Genomic DNA, 20,031 nt, shown 5'->3' with positions numbered 1-20,031 from the left:
ATACAGTTTTGCTTCTCGCCGCAAGATTCTCTCGGAGGATTTTTTTCAAGGGGAGATTCGCTTGCCCCCCCCTTTTTCCGCCAGCGTTGGGGTTCTTCCCGTTATCGTGCTCGGTCGAACGGTCGCTTGAGCGTGCGCCGACACGTCGGCAATCCCTGCACGAGACAACGCAGTGCGGGTTGGTTATTTACACCAATTGCAGTGAAATTCAATTATTTAATCTGTCTTTGTGATCGAATATTCAGCAAATGTGCTGTTTTGTCGCATTACAATCGACCTGTCAACAACCGCGTGGATACGTATGATCAGTTGTCTATAGCGACGGCTGACATTGTTTAAAGGCAAACCCGAACTATCGGATCTGTTATTAAACTTACCTCTAATACCGCTCTCGTGTGCTGTTTTTGCTATCGACAACGGGGTACAAAAAAAGCCAGCCCAAGTGGGCTGGCTCAAAGACTACCTATCAACTAGACAATCCCCAACAAAGGTATTCATCGAGGAATGTGCTCAGTCTAAAACGCGAAGCGACGGTCGGCTATGCATCTGTCGGTTGATATTCCGCGAGGTGGATTTTAAAAGCTCACACACCACCTGCGGGTTTTGATCCTACAAACCGCTAGTGGCCAGCTCTTTACCCAGAGCAATGGCTTCTTTTCGGTTTGCCACGGACAACTTCTTATAGAGGTTGTTGATGTGGGTTTTTACGGTACTGACCGCTATAAACATCGTTTGCGCGATCTCATCATTGCTCTTACCGTCAATGATGTACTGCAGTACCCGCCATTCTTTTTTGGAGATACCCAACGCCAGCAGACCATCCGGCACTTCTTCTTCGCCGCGACGACTGGAAGTGTTGCGTTGTTTATAGAGAATCAGCAGTTGCTCCACGAACCGAGCCTGATCTTCCGGTAACTGCTCAATATCCATTTTTTCAAATAACGGCATCACCCATTGGCGCAAAAACAGAATGCTAGCCACTATGGAATACTGTTGGATGAGCGGCAACAAGAGCATGAGTTCGGTCATAGCTTCGTCTTCTTTGCCCTGCAGATTCAACAAGGCAACCTGTAACAGTCCCAAGCGGATGAACTCCAGCTGATACGGGCGACCTTCAAATTCGCGCAAAGGCGAATACACCTGCTCAAGGCGTTTTGATGCTTCCTGATACCGTTGACACGCAATGTGACCGTATATCTGAGCACGCAACACAACATAGTCACGCATGCTGTGGCATTTTTCGACGGGCGGTGTTGCCTTCAGCCAGGTTTCAATTTTCTTGAATTCTTCAGCCTGCCACCAGTACAGCAACTGCACTTCCATGGAATAAGGAATGAGATGTTCGGCAACATTTTCGCGGGCTAATATACCTTCATGCTGGCTGGACAGATCTCGGGCAACCGTGGGTTTACCCTTGAGCATTTCCATTTTCAACAACCAACCAAACAGATGTTGCGCCCAGAATTCATCCCAGTTCTGGCAGAGCAGCCCCACTTCATTAATCAGCAGCCGGGCTTCGCGTAGATGGTAAGCCTCCAGCGCCAACTCAGCCTGGCTAAACAAGGAGAAACAGGCATTAAAACCGCTGTTAACATTATGTTGATTAGCGTATTCCTGAACTTCTTTGGCCAGCTCTATCGAACGATTGAAATCACAGCGCTGTTTCCAGATCTGTGATTGCTGGTTCAGACTCCACAGTACGGCATCGTGATTCGCCTCTTGCCGACTCAGCAATTCACTTTCTTCGTAAATGGACAACGCCCGGTCCAGTTCGCCCTGTTCAAACTTCACGTTTGCATAAATCAACAAGGGCGACTGACGACGGGTAATGTTGTCGGGAAACAAATCCAACGCGGTGCGCGCGGCCTGTTCCGCGCGAACAAAATCGCCCATCGAAAAATACGCTTGCGAGCGCACGGTGGCGAATTCAGCCCGTTTAATATTGGCGTCTTTTGTATCATCGGTGATGTTGGCTTCAGCCATCGGCAGAATTTCATCAACCCGTTTCGGGTTGCCAAAGATCGCTTCGACCCAACAACAAACATGCGTGAGTTGATAATCGGCTGTGATGGTTTCATCACTGAGCTCTTTCAAACAACGCTTTACCAGATCGTAGTGAGCTTTGTGAATCAGGTCGTCACCGTAAGTGCGCAGGATATTAGTGATCTGCTCCTGATCTTGCGAGCGTATGGCATGATCCACCGCGCCCACGATATAACCCATTTTCAAAAACGCCTGCGAGGCCTTGTGGTGCAATTCCCGAACATCGCCGCTGGATTGCGTTAACAACTTGTGCTTCAGAAAGTCCCGCAACAGGTGATGATAACGGAACCACTGTTGCGGCTCATTAAATTGCACAATAAACAAATGTTGGCGCTGCAAATACTCCAGCACTTCGTGAACATTGATATTCTCGGTCAACGCTTCCGCAACATCGGCGTTGAAACGTTTAACGATGCTGGTACTGAGCAAGAACTTTTTAACGTCTGCCGGTAACGAGTCAAATACCTCGGAATCGAAATAATCGATGGCGTTCAGGTCCTTTTGCTCCAACCGCGACTTCAATTCATCAAAAGACGGTTTGGACTTCAACCCTAGGACAATAAGCTGCAAACCGACGGCCCAGCCTTCAACATGTTCCAGCAATTTTTTAACGTCGTGCTCATCTAGTTGGAAGCCACTGCCCACCTGCTGGAAAAAGGTCTGTGCCTCCGACACACTGAACCCCAGCAGTTCCGCTGACATGTCAGCGACCAGCCCTTGCAGGCGCAGCGACATAATGCTGGCTGGGGGATCTGAGCGCGTGGTGAGCACCAACGTAACATGGGGTGGCAAATGTTTGGCCAGATAGGCCACGGCCGAATGGATTTCTTCCGACTCGATGGCGTGATAATCGTCGAGCACAACAATCAAGCGCTGGTGAATACGGTCCAACTCAAACAACAATTGCCCGAATAAGGATTTCAATTGTGTGTTGCGGTCATGCACGCCGGCGTGACACAGCTGGTCAGACAGGCGCACCTGCTTGGCAATTGCGGAGATAAAATAGGCTGCAAAGGAATAGGGGTCGGTATCCTCCGGATCAAGCGACAACCACGCCATCCGGGCTTCCGGTTCATCTTCTTTAAGCGCCTGAAAGCCATGTAAGGCGGCTGTTGTCTTACCGAAACCAGCCGGAGCACAGAGCACAACCAACGGCAGTTTACAGGCTGCGACAAAGGCATCGTCGACTCGAACACGATGAATCGCATTCGGCGGCAGATAAGGTACAGAAAGCTTTGACGGCACTAAATAGTGCGAAGGAGCAGATTCAGTCATGAATCTCAGACCATCCGAGGGTTGTAAACATCGCGCCATGATACCCACGCAAAGGCCTTCGTTTCAAATAATCCCGACAAAAGTGACCCTTTTCATGACATCCGCCATCCGTATTGATTAAGTTTTAACCAATCCTGCGCAATTCAGGTTTGCGAAACCCCGACTGGCTCGTCAGAATAGGCGCGAAATTATCTACAGAGATGGTCAATATTTATGTCTACGCCTTCAGCAGATCTGTTTTCCCGCGCCCAACAGTATATTCCAGGCGGTGTTAACTCGCCGGTTCGGGCGTTCAAAGGGGTCGGTGGCACGCCCGTCTTTTTCGACAGCGCCAAAGGCGCCTATCTGACCGATACCCAGGGCAAACAGTACATTGATTACGTGTTGTCTTGGGGGCCTATGGTTTTAGGACACGGTGCACCGGCCATTTTAGAAGCAGTGCACGCTCAGGTCGACAAAGCGATGTCTTTTGGCGCACCAACGGAACTTGAAATACAGATGGCTGAAAAAGTTTGCCAGTTGATGCCGTCCATCGAAAAAGTTCGCATGGTGAACTCCGGAACCGAAGCGACTATGTCGGCGATTCGCTTGGCGCGTGGTTTTACCGGTCGCGACATTCTGGTGAAGTTTGAAGGTTGTTACCACGGTCATGCAGACAGCCTGTTGATCAAAGCCGGATCCGGCGCGTTGACCTTGGGTGTGCCAACCTCACCAGGGGTGCCTGCCTCCGTTGCTGAACACACCGTCACACTGGAATACAACAACGCAGATGCGGTACGCGCCTGCTTCGCCGAACTCGGTGATAAAATTGCGGCCGTTATTGTGGAGCCCATCGCCGGTAACATGAACTGCATTCCACCGGTGCCGGGCTTTTTGGAAGCACTGCGAGAAGTCTGTGATACCCACGGTTCGGTGTTGATCTTTGATGAAGTGATGTGTGGTTTCCGTGCCGCGCTGGGCGGGGCACAGGCACACTATGGTGTGAAACCCGACCTGACTACACTGGGTAAGGTGATCGGCGGCGGCATGCCGGTCGGCGCTTTCGGCGGTCGTGCTGACATCATGGATTATCTGGCACCTGTGGGCCCGGTGTATCAAGCTGGTACCCTATCCGGAAACCCGGTGGCTATGGCCGCAGGTCTGGCCGCGCTGGAGGAAATCAGCAAGCCCGGTGTGTATGAACAACTGACCGAAAAAACCCGTGCGTTAACCAACGGTATTGTCGAAAAAGCCAAAGCGTTGGGCGTACCGATGACGAGTAATCAGGTCGGCAGCATGTTCGGGTTGTTCTTTACCGACCAAGCGCAGGTCGCTTCATTTGCCGACGTTGGGAAATGTGATGGAGAGCGATTCAATGCATTTTTCCATGGCATGCTGCAGGAAGGAATTTATCTGGCACCATCCAGTTTTGAAGCCGGATTCATGTCTCTGGCGCACAGCGATGACGATATTTTAACCACGATTAACGCCGCTGAACGGGTTTTAAAAAATATTATCTCTGGATGATTGACAGGTGCGCGGAGCGACATTATTATCCGCGCCCAGTTGTCAGGACTGACAACAACTGTCACTGCTATGCCTAGGTGGTGAAATTGGTAGACACGCCAGCTTCAGGTGCTGGTGCTCTTCGGGGCGTGGAAGTTCGAGTCTTCTCCTAGGCACCATTTTCACCGCAGTGAAAACATTGAAAGTCGCGCAAGCGGCTTTTTTTGTGTCTGATCATTTTTCAAGGAAACGAAATGACAAAGCTGAACACTTTCGCGGCAACACTGGTCGCGGCTGCCCTGCTTGGACTGGCCCTGTTTATTCAGGACGGTATCCGTCAAGAAACCCCGTCGATAATATTCGACTACGATGCGCCCATGCAAAAATTTCGACTGGATGCCGACCATCATCTCGAATATTGGCAATGGCAACGCAACCCACAAGCGGCCACGCAGGGCATTACCTGGGTAGTCGCTGGCATCGGCGGACCGGGTGGGCGCATCGACTATGATACAGCCAATAGTTTGATCGCTGTTTTTGCGGAAGGCGCACCTATCGTTGACCAGGTTGTTGTCGTTCAACTGCGGGGGCATGGTGTAACTAATGAATTGGATTGCTACGACGACGAACCGGCAGACGACTGTGAACGACGTTTGCTGGATTCTGGCATTGACCCGACGCAATATCACTATTTAACGTACGCGGACGACATCATCCGTCTGCGCCGCCACCTGAATATCAGCGAATGGTATGTCACCGGAACGTCCTACAGCGGCCGGGTCGCCAGCGCGATGGCGTTGCTGGATGCTTCGGCCACCCGTGCATTGCTGGTGGACGCGCCGGTCAGCACCATCCCTTCTGATACGGAAATCTGGTCAGAATCTACGCAGCTCAGACTGGCATTACGTAAGTTTGCGGAAGCCTGTGTATTAATCGACACCTGCCTGCCCGGCAAGAGACAAGCAGAAAAGCGCGAACAGCTGCAACAGTTCATTGATCATTTTGAATCACCGACAGCAGCGGTCTATGGCATTAATCATCAAAGGGTCTCTAAGCGCGAATGGGCTTACGGTATTTTTAATCTGATGTATTCTGATTTTGACCTTCTGCAAGAATGGATGGCGCTGCACCTGGCTCATCCCGAGGGTTTTTCCGCGGGTCTGATGACTAATGAACTCTATGATCTACTCAGAGACGCCCCTGCAACCTATGGCATCGCGCCGTTTTCAGACTCAGATATGGTTGAATACATTCCAAACATATGGACTGAGTGTAACGAGTTGACGGGAGAGAGTACTTTCAATTTCCAAGACTTTGGGGTTTACGGCTCTTACTCTGAAATGGTTGACTACTGCTGGCCGGTGCCCGATCTTACCGCGTTACACGGTATAACCAGTTCCGTACCCACCATTGTCACCTGGTCTCCTTTCGACCCGGTTATTACCCAGGCTGACGTCAAATCCTATGCCTCGATTTTCACCGATCTGAGCACCTGCTATTTCATGCAACCCAGCCATGGAATCGGCGATGAAGAGTTTGCCCAGTTGGTAACCTTGCTCAGTGAAGGGCGTAACCGTCCCCTACCGTCGTTCTGCCACGACAATGTGGATGCGACTCTCGACCGACTGCAGCTGCCGGACTGACTGTCCTTGCAATGACAAGGGGTATTCCGGCAACCGTACCGTCAGAATACCCTGTTATTCACTCAGGCTTGCGTCGTCCATTGCCCTTGATAGTAGCGCTCAATGCGTTGTTCATCCGACCAGCGCAGCAAATAAAGCCATTCATTATCGACCAAATGCCGGACATTGTCGTGCTTTGCTGTGATACGTTCGATAGGTTCACGCGGTGCCGCGATGTATACGGCTAACCGTTGCGGTTGGTGCATCCATTGCTGCCCATCATGGACCGACTGCATGGCTAAACCAATGCGCAGATCGCCACCATTGCCTTCAAAAACACCAATGTGCCCACCCACTGCGTTATGCAACAATTTATTCCCGCTGCCGAATTTCCGGTTATCGGTGACTGAGGCGTTGTATTGCATGTTAATCCAGTTGGTCACCACCATTGGCGCCGTCATGATCGCTTCCAGGATGGCGAAGTCGCTATCACGCTGCCAGTCGTAGTCATGCAAAAAGCTGCGACCTTCCAGGTCAATGCTGCGGGTCCAGTCTCTCGGGGCCACGATGAACGCGGCATTATTCGCCAGACCCCATTCCGGTCGAATCTGCGACCAGTCAGTGCTGCGCTGCTCAATGGCACATTGAATCTGACGATCGTCCGCGTCTGACAAAGAGGCATCCAAGCGCGCGACACGTTCGCGACGTGCTTGCTTGGAAGCGGCGGCCAACCAGTCTTTGTGATTATTCGCCAGCGTGTCCGTAAAACAGCGAATCTCGTCCGTTGTGGTGTTGTGCAGCGCAGCGACAAAGGTCGTTTGCACCGGAATGTTGATGCCCAAAGGGATCAATGCACGGCGAACGTCCAGATCGTTCAGCAGATGCGCTAGGACCCGCACGTTAACTTCGCCGGTTTGACCGCCACAAGCGCCACAGTCCAGACCCGCGGCGTGCAGGTTGTTGGTTGTGTGGCTACCATGCCCGACCAGCATAACGGTTTCGGCAAACTCACGCAGGCCCATAGCCGTTAACACGCCGTGCACCAGTTCGGCTTTGGCCTGCACGGTGAGCGATTGTTCCTGGTGAGTGAGTCTCCAGTTCGGTTGATGCGACAACTGACTGACTGGATTATCTTCTGTCGAGGGGAAAAAAGATTTTTTCAGCAACTTAAAGGCGTACCACCAACCGGTCGATTCCACCATACTGAACGCAGAAGGTGCTGCCTGCGACCACGTCTGCCAGCGGGCACGGGTATTCAGGGCACGGGGCTCGCCCGTGGCTTGTGCCACCTCGGTAACGCGGATCGACGGCTTCAATAGACCTGGCAGTTGGGGCCGACTTAACGCCCCTGCTTTGGGTTGGTATTCAAGTGGCAGGCCGAAGAACCCCGCGAAGCCCAAGGTCTGTATTTCATCACTTTGCGCTTCCAGGGCGCGGCGTATCACTTCCGAGCGCACATCGATGCAAAATGCCGCCTGCAGAGAAGGGCTCATTTGACGATGCGGCTCTGCGACTAACAACCGGCTATTTAAACGTTGCTGATAGCTGAGCTCTGCGGCTTTCGCCCACACCCAGAGTGGCCGTTGTACCCGCTCATGCTCAGCTAACACGTCCGGTAACTGTTGCTTTGCTTGCGCCCAAAGCCCTGTCAATTGTTTAAACCTGGCTGGGTAATTCCGTTGGAAATAGCGCCACATCACCAGTTCCCAAGCCATACGAATCGCCAGCAAAGCCAGCATTTCGTCACGGGGTAGCGCGTGCAATTCGCCTTGCCAGCGCAGGTACGCCACCCAGGAAGCCCACCCGTTAATGCTCAATAACAGTGAATGCGCGTAAGGGGCTACCGTCTGATCATCCAAATACAGTTCAGCCATAGCCTGCGCCAACAAGGTTTCAGCGTCGTCGGGCAGTTCGCCAAACAACCGATTGAGCCCAGGCTCATCCACAATAATGCTTAAACCACGATCGTGGCGCGTGACGTCAAGCCAATGGCGGTACAGGTCTGGCTGGTCACTGATCTGCCCCCTACCCAATATTGGACGCTGGGCTTGATAATGCGCGGCGCAAAACTGACTGATCTGATGCGTGATTTCATCATTCCAAGCCATTTTGTGAGGGTCGCGTTGATGATCCAGGAAATCAGCAATGGTGTGCCATTGGGTTTCTGGCTCCGTGACGCGCAAGGCATGCTCCAGTTCGTCTTCCGTCATGGCTATACCCATGTCCTCTGCCGCCTGCTGCAGACAGCTTGAGGATATTTCGCCACGGCGATACAAATCCAGAAAGTAGCTGCGCGGCATCAACAGGTTGGCTCCGGCTAACGTAGTCATTTGCGCCGCGACCGACTCAATGCGCTGATCGCGCATTGGCCAGAACGGGTTGACCGCAATCATCTGATCCAGTGGCCATGATGGTGCTATATTGCCAGACGCGACGGCCAACCGCTGACGTTGCGATGCGGTCAATGATGTTCGGCCTGACGCCTTATAATCTGAGGTACTAGCTGCTTTGGCCAAAGTCGTTGCTGTGGTCATATCAACATTCCTCTGCGTGCTGAAATTGAGTCAATTTGAGTTTCTTGGCGTGCTCGCGTGGAGGCATCCGCACCGGCCAGATTTTAATGGTCGCCCGGGTTAGCCATTCGTCGAGATAAAGACCCGCAAACAGCACCATCGACAATCGTTGCATCAAGGGGCTATCCGCCCGGTAGCGCAACAGCCAACTGATGAAAAACAGACCGACAAAAAGAACCAAAGCCCAGTTATCGGCCGCACTGAACATAGCCTCGGGACTCAATCCATAAGTTGGCAATAAAACGCCGGAAGATGTTTTCAGTGCGCCATAAGTTACTGCCAGTACCAACGCCAAGGCGGCCATCGGCAGCACTTGGGCGCGCACGAACAGGCTATGCCGTTGTGCCACCAGCATGGTCAATGCCAACGCCAGCAACACCCAACTGCTTAATGGCCCGTGATAATCCAAGCTGATGATAACCAGCGCAACCGACGCGCCTGACGCCAGGGCAGCAACCATCCAGTCAAGCACACTGGGGGAACGGGCCGGAGACAACCGGCGCACCATATCGTCATAGACGGCGTGTCCGGCATTTAAGAAAGCGTGCGCTTTGTAGGCCGAATGCGTTAACAGATGCAGCAGTGCCAGTTCATACAAGCCAAGGGCGACTTCCAGCAACATAAGCCCCATTTGAGCACTGGTCGACCAAGCCAAGCGCACCTTGACGCTGATCCGGGTACTCATGATCAGCGCGGAGAGCAACGTCGTCAGACCGGCAACGATCAGCACTGTCCATTGGGCGAACGCAACCTGGCTGAACAGCGGCGCGAACAGAATTAATAAAAAACCGCCAAGATTAATCACACCGGCATGCAGCAGCGCACTGATCGGGGTTGGCGCTTCCACCACCTGCATGAGCCAGCCGTGTATCGGTAATTGGGCACATTTGATCAACGCGGTGATGGCGATCAATACTGCCGCAATCTGATCGATCACGGTCAACGTCATGGTTGCATCGGCCGCAACCCTGCTGAAATGGGCCATCAACTCACTGATCAAGCCCGTTTGATGCTGGAGATACAACAGTACGAACGCCACCAGCAATAAGGTTTCGGCCGTGCGCGCCAACAAAAACTTTTTATGCGCTGCCAACACTGCCCGCGGTCGGTCGGGATAGAAAGTCAGTAATTTATGCAGTGCCAAGCTAATACCCAACCAACCGAGCCAAAACAGCAACAGATGGTTACTCATCACCACCAGGGCAACCGCTGACGTGGTGAACAGAAGCCAGCGCCAGTAAAAACCCACCCGGGCTTCACCGGCCATATATTGACGGGAATACGCCGCCAGAATGACCGTCATGAACACCACCAAGCCGATCATGACGCGATTTAAAATAGTCAGGCTGAGTACACTTGCCGAGGGATCTGGCTGGGGTAAGAAGGCCACACTGATCATCGCCAGCAGGTACACCACCAGCAGTACCAGCGTCAGCCGCACCATCGCCGTGCCCGGATTTAAGTCCGGTCGGCGCCCTGCATAAACGCCACCGGCAGCCAGACTAAGAGGAATGAGCAGAAACAACATTGACGTTAACCAGACCATCGTAAATCCCATCATTTGACGTTAACGAAAGTATGTCTCAATTAGAAAAACAACAAAAATAGATATAAACTCAGAAAACGTTCTGTTTTTGTTAACAATTTAGGCTGATAAAGCATGAATCGACTGAATTATCATCACCTGCATTATTTCTGGCGGGTGGCTGTCACCGGCAACCTGACACAAGTCGCTCGTGATCTGCACATTTCCCAATCTGCCCTGTCTGCACAAATCAAACAACTGGAACACACCATGGGGGTTTCCTTGTTTGAGCGGGTGGGTCGGCGCCTGACGCTGACTGACACCGGAAAACGGGTACTGGCCTATGCCAACGATATTTTTGGCATTGGCGAAGAGTTGCAGTCTTTTCTGAAAAAAGGCGCCGTGCCTGAACAGCAACATTTGTCGATTGGGGTGTTAACGACGTTATCGAGAAACTTTGTCGAACGTTTTATCAGTCCGTTAATGGCCAAACCGAATGTCAGTTTTTCACTGTCATCGCTGAGCATGGATAAGTTATTGAGCGGTTTGACCAACCATGAACTGGACCTGGTGTTAACCAACCGACCGGTGAGTCTGGATTTGCTGGATGCCCAATGGCAAACCAAACTTGTGTCCCGGCAACCCTTGGCCATTGTTGGCCCCAAGCATCAAAAAATCAGCACGACGTTTCCAGAAGGCTATGAGAATGTGCGCTGGGTACTCACCAGCAAGGCTACCGAAACCCGCATGGCGTTCAACGCACATTGCGCAGCCTGGCAATACGATCCCAATGTTCAGGCGGAATCCAATGACATGGCGATGTTGCGTCTACTGGCGCGTGACACGGGCGCGTTATCGGTGCTGCCCCCCGTCGTCGTGAAGGATGAAATCGAACAGGGAATTTTGGAAGAGTATCAGCGCATTCCCGACATTTTTGAAAACTTCTACGCCATTACCACGCAGCGGAAATTTGTCCCAGAAATTCTGTTGGAATTGTTGCGCCAAACAATAGATACCTGACGGTCTTCAACAAAAAAGCCCCGCATAAGGCGGGGCAAACACAGTCACACTGTTTAGCGATTGTTAGAAAGCACCACCGGTATTGGCCGTGCCAACTGCGGGTGTTGTTAACTGATTATTGGCACCGCCCTGCCAGACCACATCTTTGCTTGGGTCCAGCTCATCGCGCTTCAAACACTTCCATTCCACTGGGGTCGAAGCGGGCAATTGAATCACTTTTTCCCACGTCGGGTAACCAGTTGGTGTCAGTTTCACGGCAAGTGCGGTGTCCCACTCACCCAAGACCGGAATGCTGCCGATGGCGTAGACACTTTGCCCTGGAGTGGTTGTGCCGTTGAAGCAAGTAAAGGTCACGTCGATTCCCGCTGGTTGAGCAACAACATTAAACCGAACTTCGACAAACTGATCGCCGCCGTTAGAACTCACGGCAATAACATCGCTGTAGCTCTGTCCGACCACCAAACCTGCTGTATCCACGTTCACGGTAATGGTTAATGCACTGCGTACAGCATCCATCCAGGTGGCGGATTCGTCCACACTGTTCACCACCAACGCGCCACCACCGGCATTAGATAAAGTAATGTTACCGGACGTCGTTGAATCCACGACAAGATCACCCAAATCCAACACGGTAGGGTTCACCGCAAGCACCGGATCACCCGCCAAGTCCCAGCTGACGCTTAAACCGGCGTCGACGGAACTGCCTTCCTGTACGGTCAACACATATCGACCTGCGGCAAGATTAACGGTGGCATCGGCACCGCCGCGCGTCACTGTTGTCGTAGTGCCGCTCGCGCCACCACCCCAGTTGACGCTCCAGGCACCATTCAACGTAAATTTATAGGGTGTGTTGTTCAACGCGGTTGGAACATCCACCGTCGTTTGCCAGGTGTTGTCGTTGATCATCTGCAACTGATACAGAGTATTCGCAGGATCCCAGTTGGCAAACGCCAGACCGGTCATGTGCAAGGTGGCACCGTCACCCAGGTTCGAGTTAAACACCACGATTTCCGATGGCGTAGCCGACACTTCTGTAGTGGGGTCACTGCTACCATTGTCATTCACCGCGACAACCGAAAATCCATAGGTGGTGCCGTTGACCAGATCCGTAATAACCGCGCTGTTGGTGAGACTTTCCACCACCGTCAGGGCATCACTGTCGACCACGGTAATCAGGTAGGACGTCGCCGTGGCTGAGGCCGTCCAGCTCAGGGACACCTGCGTATCGCCTGCGGTCGCCGTCAGGTTTGTGGGGGTTTCCGGAACACAGGTATCGCAACTGAAAGGTTCCACAGCTTCGTGCCAGTCGGCGCCATTGTTGTTATCCCAGGTATTGTCCGTCAGGTTATGGAAAACGAAATCGAATTGAGTCGCATCCAGCGGAATCACCGTTGATGCTTCAAAACGCAGCGTTTCATTATTGAATGTCATGGTGACGTCACCTGCTGGCGCACCCGCGCCGGCCCAGTTATTAATACCCCAATGCAAGTCGTAGGTTTTGCCTTGAATGCCGGCGTATGACACATTTACAGTCTGACCTGCCACCAGAATTTCAGGGGTCACTTCTACCTTCGCCGCAGGTCCTTCCAATGCTTTGAGCATTGCTGCATTGGTCGTCGGTGCGTTGAGCAGCAACACTTTCACATCGTGTGCGCCAACACTGGTGTTGATTGACCCCGTCGAGGTTATGATTTCGCCGGTTTCAGCGTTGACCCAATCACCGGCACTGACCAAGGCATTGACATTGAACGCAGCGGTACTGTTGCCCTTGTTGAGCATCACCAGCGCGGTTTGTGTGACGCCGTCTTTTTCATAAACGCGGAATAAAGTCGCGGTTTGACCGCTGATGTTGCCATTAATCTGCACACCTTTTTGCAACGCGATGGAATTCTTGCGCACATTCGCGATGACTTTCAGGCTCTGGAAAGTCGGCGTTGAGCGGGCGGCATTCACGTTATCCTGACCGTAATAATTCCGGTTGCCGGAGTGCTCACTCAAGCCGTTCATGAACATCATTTCAGAACCGTAATACACCACGGGAATACCACGGGTGGTGAACAGCCAGTTGTTGGCGTCGATAAAGGCGTTGCTGTTGCCAGCGGCACTCATGCGCGCCATGTCGTGGTTATCGTAGAAGGTCGCCAACTCATAAGGGTTAGTGTAGGTTTCTTTCGCCAGATCCAGATACCAGGTGATATTCGCGTAATCGGAATTCGGGTCCTGGAAGACACTGGTGATGGCCGCTTTGCCGGGGAAGTCGAGCACACTAATGCTGCCGTTTTCCGGCTTCTGATGTTGCGCGATGGCGCCAGCGTTGTAATTGAAATTTTCACCGAACATGTAAAAATCCGGGTGCACCGCACGGATTCGGTCAGAAAATTCTTTCCAGAACGCATGCGGCATCCAGGCAATGGTGTCTATGCGAAATGCGTCCACGCCCTGATCAATCCATTTCAGGTAAGCACCCACCAGATAGTCCATCACCTGAGGATTGTTTTCGTTCAGATCGGACAATTGCGCCAAACCGCCGCTTTTGTTGTACCACTGATGCAACGGGTTGTTGTGATCCAGTTGGTTGGGTTGCAAGTTCTGATGATCCGCTTTCAGGTTCCATTGTTCATCAAACAGTTTACCGAAATTGTCCACCTGAAAGGGCATGGAATACGCTGGTGAACCATGGTTGGCGACGATATCCAACACGGTCTTAATACCGAACTCATTCTCCATCTTGGTGTTGAACTGGGCGAAACTCAGGTCCGCCGATTCCCAGTGTTCATCGATCTGATAAAAGTTATCCGCCCAATAGCCGTGATAACCGGTCTTTCCTTTGTCCGCGCCAATACCGGCGCCACAGCTGAGATCACCCCCACCGGTGAACTGCGCATTGGGGTTCGAAACGATGGGCGTAATCCAGACCGAGGTAAAGCCCATTTCCGCGATGTAATCGGCGTTATTGACGATACCCTTGAAGTCTCCGCCAAGATAGCCAATGTTGGTGCCATTGGGGCACAGTTCGATATCGAATGTACCCTGCGCGCGTTGATCATTACTGGTATCACCGTTCACAAAACGGTCGGTCATAATGAAATAAATAGATTCCGACGCAAAGGCGTCGTCGGTTCCGAAATAGTCTGCTGCTAAGGCCGTATTGCTCAGGGCAAAAGAACAGCCTGCGACCGCAATCGCAAGTTTGGTTTTTGCACCCATTGAAAGAATGGTCATATCGTCAACTCCAGGCGTTGATTTTGTTTTTGTTTGGAAACTGCTGCGTTTACGTGGGTGTGTAGACATCACCCAGCATCAGCCGGCACAAGAACCCGGGGAGGAAGCTCACGTGATGGGCTGGTGACGGCCATCAACGTTTATTGTTTGAGTGGTTGAGGTCCGCGGGTAAACAATAGCAACGAATGCGCATGGAAAAGGTCACGTTTAGGGTCACGTTTGGCTGCGTGACCCTGCTTTGCTCGGTGTATTTAGCGAAGGGTTTGAATGTTGATACCGCTCCATCGGTATATTTATTTTGGGCGGAGAACCGCTCAAAGTTTGAAGCGATTGACCCGCTGGCGCAGTTCTTCGGCCATGGACACCAAATTTTGGCTGCTGTGCTTGGCCTGATCAGCTACGGCCTCTGATTGATCGGCAATATCGCGGATCCGCGCCGTATTCCGGTTAATCTCACCGGCGGTTTCGTTCTGTTGGTCGGCCGCTTGCGCGATCTGGATATTCAATTGGTTCATATCGCGCACATGTTCGGCAATGGCGCTGAGTTTGTCGGCAACCTGCTGCACATCTTCGGCTCGAAGCGTGGCCTGTTCGGTCGAGCTGCGCATCGCGCTGACCGATTTCTTCGCTTCGGTTTGCAACGAATCAATGGTTTGCCGGATCTCATCGGTTGAGTCATGCGTCCGGTTTGCCAACGAGCGTACTTCATCCGCAACCACAGCAAAGCCTCGCCCTTGTTCACCCGCCCGGGCAGCCTCAATGGCCGCGTTCAGTGCCAACAAATTGGTTTGTTCGGCAATCGAGGTAATCACCTCCAGAACCGAGCTGACCGAGACTATTTGCTGCTCCAGTTGACCGATAACATTGGCGGCATCGCGGATGTTAGCCGCCAATTGGTTGATTGATTCCCGAGCGGTGTCCGCCACGTCAATCCCCTGCCGGGACAGTTCATCGGTTTCCGACGACCGCTGCTGTGCGTCTCGGGTACGCTCTTTGACCTCATGGGCGGTGGACTCCATTTCAACGACCGCTGTCGCCACGGAATCGGTTTCACCTTTCTGTGCGCTCACCGCCGCTTCGGTTTTCTGGGCTACATCGCTCAGTTGCGCCGATACGCTGACGAGAGATTCAGTCGACTTGGCAACCGCCTGCATGTTGTCGCGGAAGCTGTGAATCATGCGGTGCAACGCATTGGACACCTGCCCCACCTCATCGCTGGACTCGCTGGCAAAGCTGCGCGTTAAATCGAGATTCTGTTCCAGTTCATGCAGACCATCGCGCAGTTGTGTTAAACGAACAATGACCAACCGACGCACGAACCAAGCCAAGGTGATAAAGGCGACCGCAATCACCAGACATTGCAACGCAACCGTTAACCAGACGCTACGCTGAATGCGACTGTCGATCCCGGCGAGGGAGCTCGACAGCCTTACCACACCAAGTACATCGCCTTCCTGAACCGCATGGCAAGCCAAACAATCGGTGCCGCGGAAATTCGCGCTGGCCACCAGCGGTTGCAAGATGGTCAGAATCCGTTCGCCATTTGCCTGCTGAATAAAACTGATCTCTTCACCGTTCAGGGCGCGGCGATCATAGTCGTCCACCGGTGATTGGTTACCGGCTCCTGCACCATAGAGTTCTATCACTTTTGCGGAGCGCACAATGCGCGCTTCAACCATATCCGGGCGCTGCAATAACTTGTCTTGCAGAATATTCCGGGTGCTCATCATCCCAGACAGCATCAGGGTGTTGATCGAATCGAAGTAGCTGTCCGCGCTGTTCCACAGATTGGTCTCCGCCAGTGATTCGCCGAGTGCTTTTTCTTCAATGGAGGTATTTATGTAAGATACACCAAGAGTGATCACCCCGATTAACAGTAACCCCAGATACAAACGGCTTTGAATAGTGTTAAAACGCATGGTCGCCTCTTCAAAAACTGCTGTTTTTAGCGTAGACGGATAATCCGAATTAGGTAGCTGATACCAGGTCCTATCGGCCAATACGAACAAAAATTCAACCTTTTCGAACTAAAAGACGAAATGTTTAAAAGCGAGCGCTTGGCAAGGGCCAAAACGCGCACTATCGTGACGCCAACTTTGTGGACCGAACCGGGGAAATCTTCATGCAACGACTCAAACTCAACCATGCCGACCTTACCTTCAGCCGACTGGTATACGGTGTTTGGCGATTAGCCGACGATACCAATCACAGCGTTGACCACGTACGCTCAAAAATCGACGCCGCCCTGGCCGAAGGCATCACCACCTTTGACCATGCTGACATTTACGGCAATTACGAATGCGAAGCGCTGTTCGGTAAGGCATTGGCAGCGGACACCGCCTTGCGCAATAAAATGGAAATTGTGACTAAGTGCGATATCTGTCTGACGTCGGACAAGCATCCGCAGCGGCGCGTCGGGTTTTACGACACCAGCGCCGCTTACATCAACCAACAGGTTGAGGCGTCGTTGCGCAACCTGCACACAGACCACATCGATACGCTGTTGATCCACCGGCCCGACCCGTTGATGGACGCAGCCGAAACCGGCGCGACACTGGATGCATTGATAGACAGTGGTAAAATCCGCACGGCAGGTGTGTCCAACTTCATCGCGGACGACTGGCGTTTATTGCAAGCCCATATGAAGCACAAGCTGGTCATCAATCAGATCGAACTGAGCGTGCTGAAACGTGACTCATTCATCAACGGTGATTTGAGCGCGTTGCAGTTGGATGGCATCAATACCATGGCCTGGTCGCCATTAGCCGGAGGCCGACTATTCGGTAGCGATGATGACGCACAACGTGTTCGCCCGTTACTGACCAAAGCCGCAGAGGCTTATGGCGGCCGAATCGATCTGGCCGCTTTTGCCTGGTTGCTGAAACACCCGGCCAATATTTTGCCGGTGGTCGGAACCAATAATATCGACCGAATCCGCGACCTCGGCGACGCATTGCAGATCGAGATGGATCGCCACATTTGGTTTGAAATCTTCGTTGCTGCCGCCGGTCAGGGCATGCCATAACCGACCGTTCAAAGTGGTGCAGAAACCTGCACCACCTTAACCTTCGCGCACCGGGTTAACGCAACCCGCACGGCGCAGCCGTTTCCCCCATTCATCTTGAGCGACAGCGCGACCGGCAACCCAGTTTTGTGGCGGCCTTAATCCTACGACACGTAAACAGGAAGAAAACTAAACGTTAAAACACTGTTATTTTCCGTAGCTTTCCGTTTATTCAACATCCGCCAGAGTGCCTAAACCTGACGCTAACTTTGCGTATGAGTCGCTCACTATCTATTCTTCTTCGCAACCATAAACGCGATGCAGTTCACTTTTTTACTGAATCGCTGATGCGTTTTCAGTCATTGCAACAGGCAATGGCACAGGGATTGCCTAATGACATATATGAGTGATCAACGGAGGACACTCAACAGGCCATCAGAAAAACAATAAGAAGAGAGAAAAAGGGATAAATACAATGACAACAGTACCGTCGATCATTGACGTTGAAGCCTCGGGCTTCGGACATTATGGCTACCCAATTGAGATTGGGGTTGCGCACCACAGTGGCGATCGTTTTTGTACGCTGATTCAACCCGCACCCAGCTGGCGTTACTGGGATGACACCGCAGAACGTATCCACCACATTACCCGCAGCCATCTGAAAACCCACGGTAAAAATATTCACGAAGTGACGCGCTTACTCAACGCTCGCTACGCCGGCCAAACACTTTACAGCGATGGCTGGGTTGTCGACAAACCGTGGCTATCGACTCTGTTTTACGAAGCAAAAATCGCCATGAATTTTTCGGTCAGCCCACTGGAACTGATTTTAACAGAGCAACAGATGGCGGTGTGGCATACGGTTAAAGATCAGGTCAGTGATGAATTAAATTTGCCACGGCATCGCGCCAGTAATGACGCGCAGATCATACAGGAAACCTACCGTCGTACCGCCTTGTTGCGCCAGGTTTCCTGACGACGCTGGTCATCCGCTGAGACCTCGGTATGATGGCGCCTCTTTCCGTTGCAACCTGAACAAAACCTATGACCAGCATTTACTGCCTGCCCGGCACTATGTGTACAGCGGACCTTTGGCATGATTTACGGGCAAACCTGCCCACAGATCTTGAACTGCGACACTTGGCAATTCCGCAGCAGGAGTCCATCGAAGACATAGTCGATACTCTCGCAGCACAGCTACCAGCTCAGGCGCACCTGTTAGGCTTTTCGCTGGGCGGTTATCTGTCTGCCAGCATAGCCTGTCGGTACCCAAGTCGGGTTGCCCGGCTGAGCCTGATCAGCAACACACCCTGTGCGCTCAGTGACATTGAACGCACCGCCCGCCAGGCAACTTTAAATTGGCTTTCACACTATCGTTACGGTGGTCTCACAAACGCCAAAGCCGCAACATTACTCGACTCACGTTCGCGCAATGACGAACGCATTCGGCGCATCATACAAATGGACGCCGACCTGGGTGCGGATGTTTTGCTGCAACAACTCAAGGCCACCACGGAACGCATCGATTTAGCCGATCCGTTGGTTGCGTTGGGCATACCCATTCACTTTTTCGTCAGCCGCGAGGATCCGTTGATAAACCACCCTTGGCTCCACGCATTTGTTGCGCGCAGTACACTGATGAATGCCACGTTTGTTGAAGGCAGTGGACACATGTTACCCATGGAACAACCCGAGCGCATCGCCAATTACCTTAAGGAAATACACCATGCTGACGTTTAACCGGGACACGAAACGATTCAATTTTCGCTCCGTTGCGGTCATCATAAAAGATAACTGCGTACTCATTCACAAAGCCGTCAAAGAAGCCTTCTGGACATTACCGGGTGGTCGTGTTGAATTCTTTGAACACGCAGACGACACCGTTGCCCGTGAACTGCAAGAAGAGCTGGGTGTAACAGCGCGCGTCATTCGTCCGTTGTGGTTTGCAGAAAACTTCTTCCACTACAATGAACAAACTTTTCACGAACTGGGCCACTATTTTTTGGCAGAAATCACCAGCGAATTCACGATGCGACCCGGGGAAATCTTTGCAGGCATCGAGCCCGATGAAGATCTGATTTACCAATGGCTGCCGTTGACGCAATTAGCGGATATTGACCTGAAACCGGAATTTCTGCATCAGGGCTTACGCAACCTGCCGTCGGCGATGCAGTATGTGAAAATCCAGGATATAGGCATTCGGCACGACACCGAATGACCAGTTGCATGTAATAGTAAGAGTGGTTAAATGTATGGATATAT

Annotated in this window: 12 protein-coding genes and 1 tRNA gene; 8 read left to right on the top strand and 5 right to left on the bottom strand. The window is 52.2% G+C overall.

All coding sequences use genetic code 11. The features are described from left to right. Positions 1–609: 609 nt before the first annotated feature. Complete coding sequence (locus IYN85_RS22430) at positions 610–3,318, bottom strand: LuxR C-terminal-related transcriptional regulator (RefSeq protein ID WP_196161196.1); 2,709 nt, start codon at positions 3,316–3,318, stop codon at positions 610–612. A 213-nt stretch (positions 3,319–3,531) separates the two neighbouring features. On the opposite strand from IYN85_RS22430, the gene hemL reads away from it, so the two are divergent. The 3 genes from hemL to IYN85_RS22415 all read left to right on the top strand — a co-directional run bounded on the left by hemL (position 3,532) and on the right by IYN85_RS22415 (position 6,446). Then, positions 3,532–4,824 (top strand): glutamate-1-semialdehyde 2,1-aminomutase, encoded by a 1,293-nt coding sequence (gene hemL, locus IYN85_RS22425; RefSeq protein WP_196161195.1) that lies wholly within the window; start codon positions 3,532–3,534, stop codon positions 4,822–4,824. Between the two features lie 71 nt (positions 4,825–4,895). Continuing rightward, positions 4,896–4,982, top strand: a tRNA-Leu gene (locus IYN85_RS22420). Between the two features lie 75 nt (positions 4,983–5,057). Beyond that, positions 5,058–6,446 (top strand): alpha/beta fold hydrolase, encoded by a 1,389-nt coding sequence (locus IYN85_RS22415; RefSeq protein WP_196161194.1) that lies wholly within the window; start codon positions 5,058–5,060, stop codon positions 6,444–6,446. A gap of 62 nt (positions 6,447–6,508) precedes the next feature. Here the strand turns inward: IYN85_RS22415 and IYN85_RS22410 are convergent, their stop codons facing one another. After that, entirely contained in the window at positions 6,509–8,959 is a 2,451-nt protein-coding gene (locus IYN85_RS22410) for a YbcC family protein (protein ID WP_196161193.1), read from the bottom strand. 1 nt (position 8,960) lies between these two features. Next, positions 8,961–10,544: an NADH-quinone oxidoreductase subunit L gene (locus IYN85_RS22405; RefSeq protein ID WP_230390910.1), complete on the bottom strand. Its 1,584-nt coding sequence runs from the start codon at positions 10,542–10,544 to the stop codon at positions 8,961–8,963. Between the two features lie 114 nt (positions 10,545–10,658). On the opposite strand from IYN85_RS22405, the gene IYN85_RS22400 reads away from it, so the two are divergent. After that, positions 10,659–11,543 carry a LysR family transcriptional regulator gene (locus IYN85_RS22400; protein WP_196161191.1) on the top strand — a complete coding sequence of 295 codons (885 nt, stop codon included), beginning with the start codon at positions 10,659–10,661 and terminating at the stop codon, positions 11,541–11,543. A gap of 63 nt (positions 11,544–11,606) precedes the next feature. Here the strand turns inward: IYN85_RS22400 and IYN85_RS22395 are convergent, their stop codons facing one another. Then, positions 11,607–14,765, bottom strand: coding sequence for an alpha-amylase family glycosyl hydrolase (locus IYN85_RS22395; protein ID WP_196161190.1), 3,159 nt, complete (start codon positions 14,763–14,765; stop codon positions 11,607–11,609). Positions 14,766–15,079: 314 nt separating this feature from the next. Further along, positions 15,080–16,684, bottom strand: coding sequence for a methyl-accepting chemotaxis protein (locus IYN85_RS22390; RefSeq protein ID WP_196161189.1), 1,605 nt, complete (start codon positions 16,682–16,684; stop codon positions 15,080–15,082). 203 nt (positions 16,685–16,887) lie between these two features. On the opposite strand from IYN85_RS22390, the gene IYN85_RS22385 reads away from it, so the two are divergent. The 4 genes from IYN85_RS22385 to IYN85_RS22370 all read left to right on the top strand — a co-directional run bounded on the left by IYN85_RS22385 (position 16,888) and on the right by IYN85_RS22370 (position 19,987). Further along, entirely contained in the window at positions 16,888–17,790 is a 903-nt protein-coding gene (locus tag IYN85_RS22385; RefSeq protein WP_196161188.1) for an aldo/keto reductase family oxidoreductase, read from the top strand. A 454-nt stretch (positions 17,791–18,244) separates the two neighbouring features. After that, on the top strand, positions 18,245–18,745 hold the full coding sequence (locus tag IYN85_RS22380) for a hypothetical protein (protein ID WP_196161187.1): 501 nt from the start codon (positions 18,245–18,247) through the stop codon (positions 18,743–18,745). Positions 18,746–18,813: 68 nt separating this feature from the next. Beyond that, complete coding sequence (locus IYN85_RS22375; RefSeq protein ID WP_196161186.1) at positions 18,814–19,509, top strand: alpha/beta fold hydrolase; 696 nt, start codon at positions 18,814–18,816, stop codon at positions 19,507–19,509. After that, a complete protein-coding gene (locus IYN85_RS22370) occupies positions 19,496–19,987 on the top strand; it encodes an NUDIX hydrolase (protein ID WP_196161185.1) in 492 nt (163 codons plus the stop codon). The genes IYN85_RS22375 and IYN85_RS22370 overlap by 14 nt, the downstream gene beginning before the upstream one ends. Positions 19,988–20,031 lie beyond the last annotated feature (44 nt).

It is taken from the genome of Reinekea sp. G2M2-21 (assembly GCF_015687175.1).
GTDB lineage: Bacteria > Pseudomonadota > Gammaproteobacteria > Pseudomonadales > Natronospirillaceae > Reinekea.
This window is presented reverse-complemented; position numbering and strand designations above follow the sequence as displayed.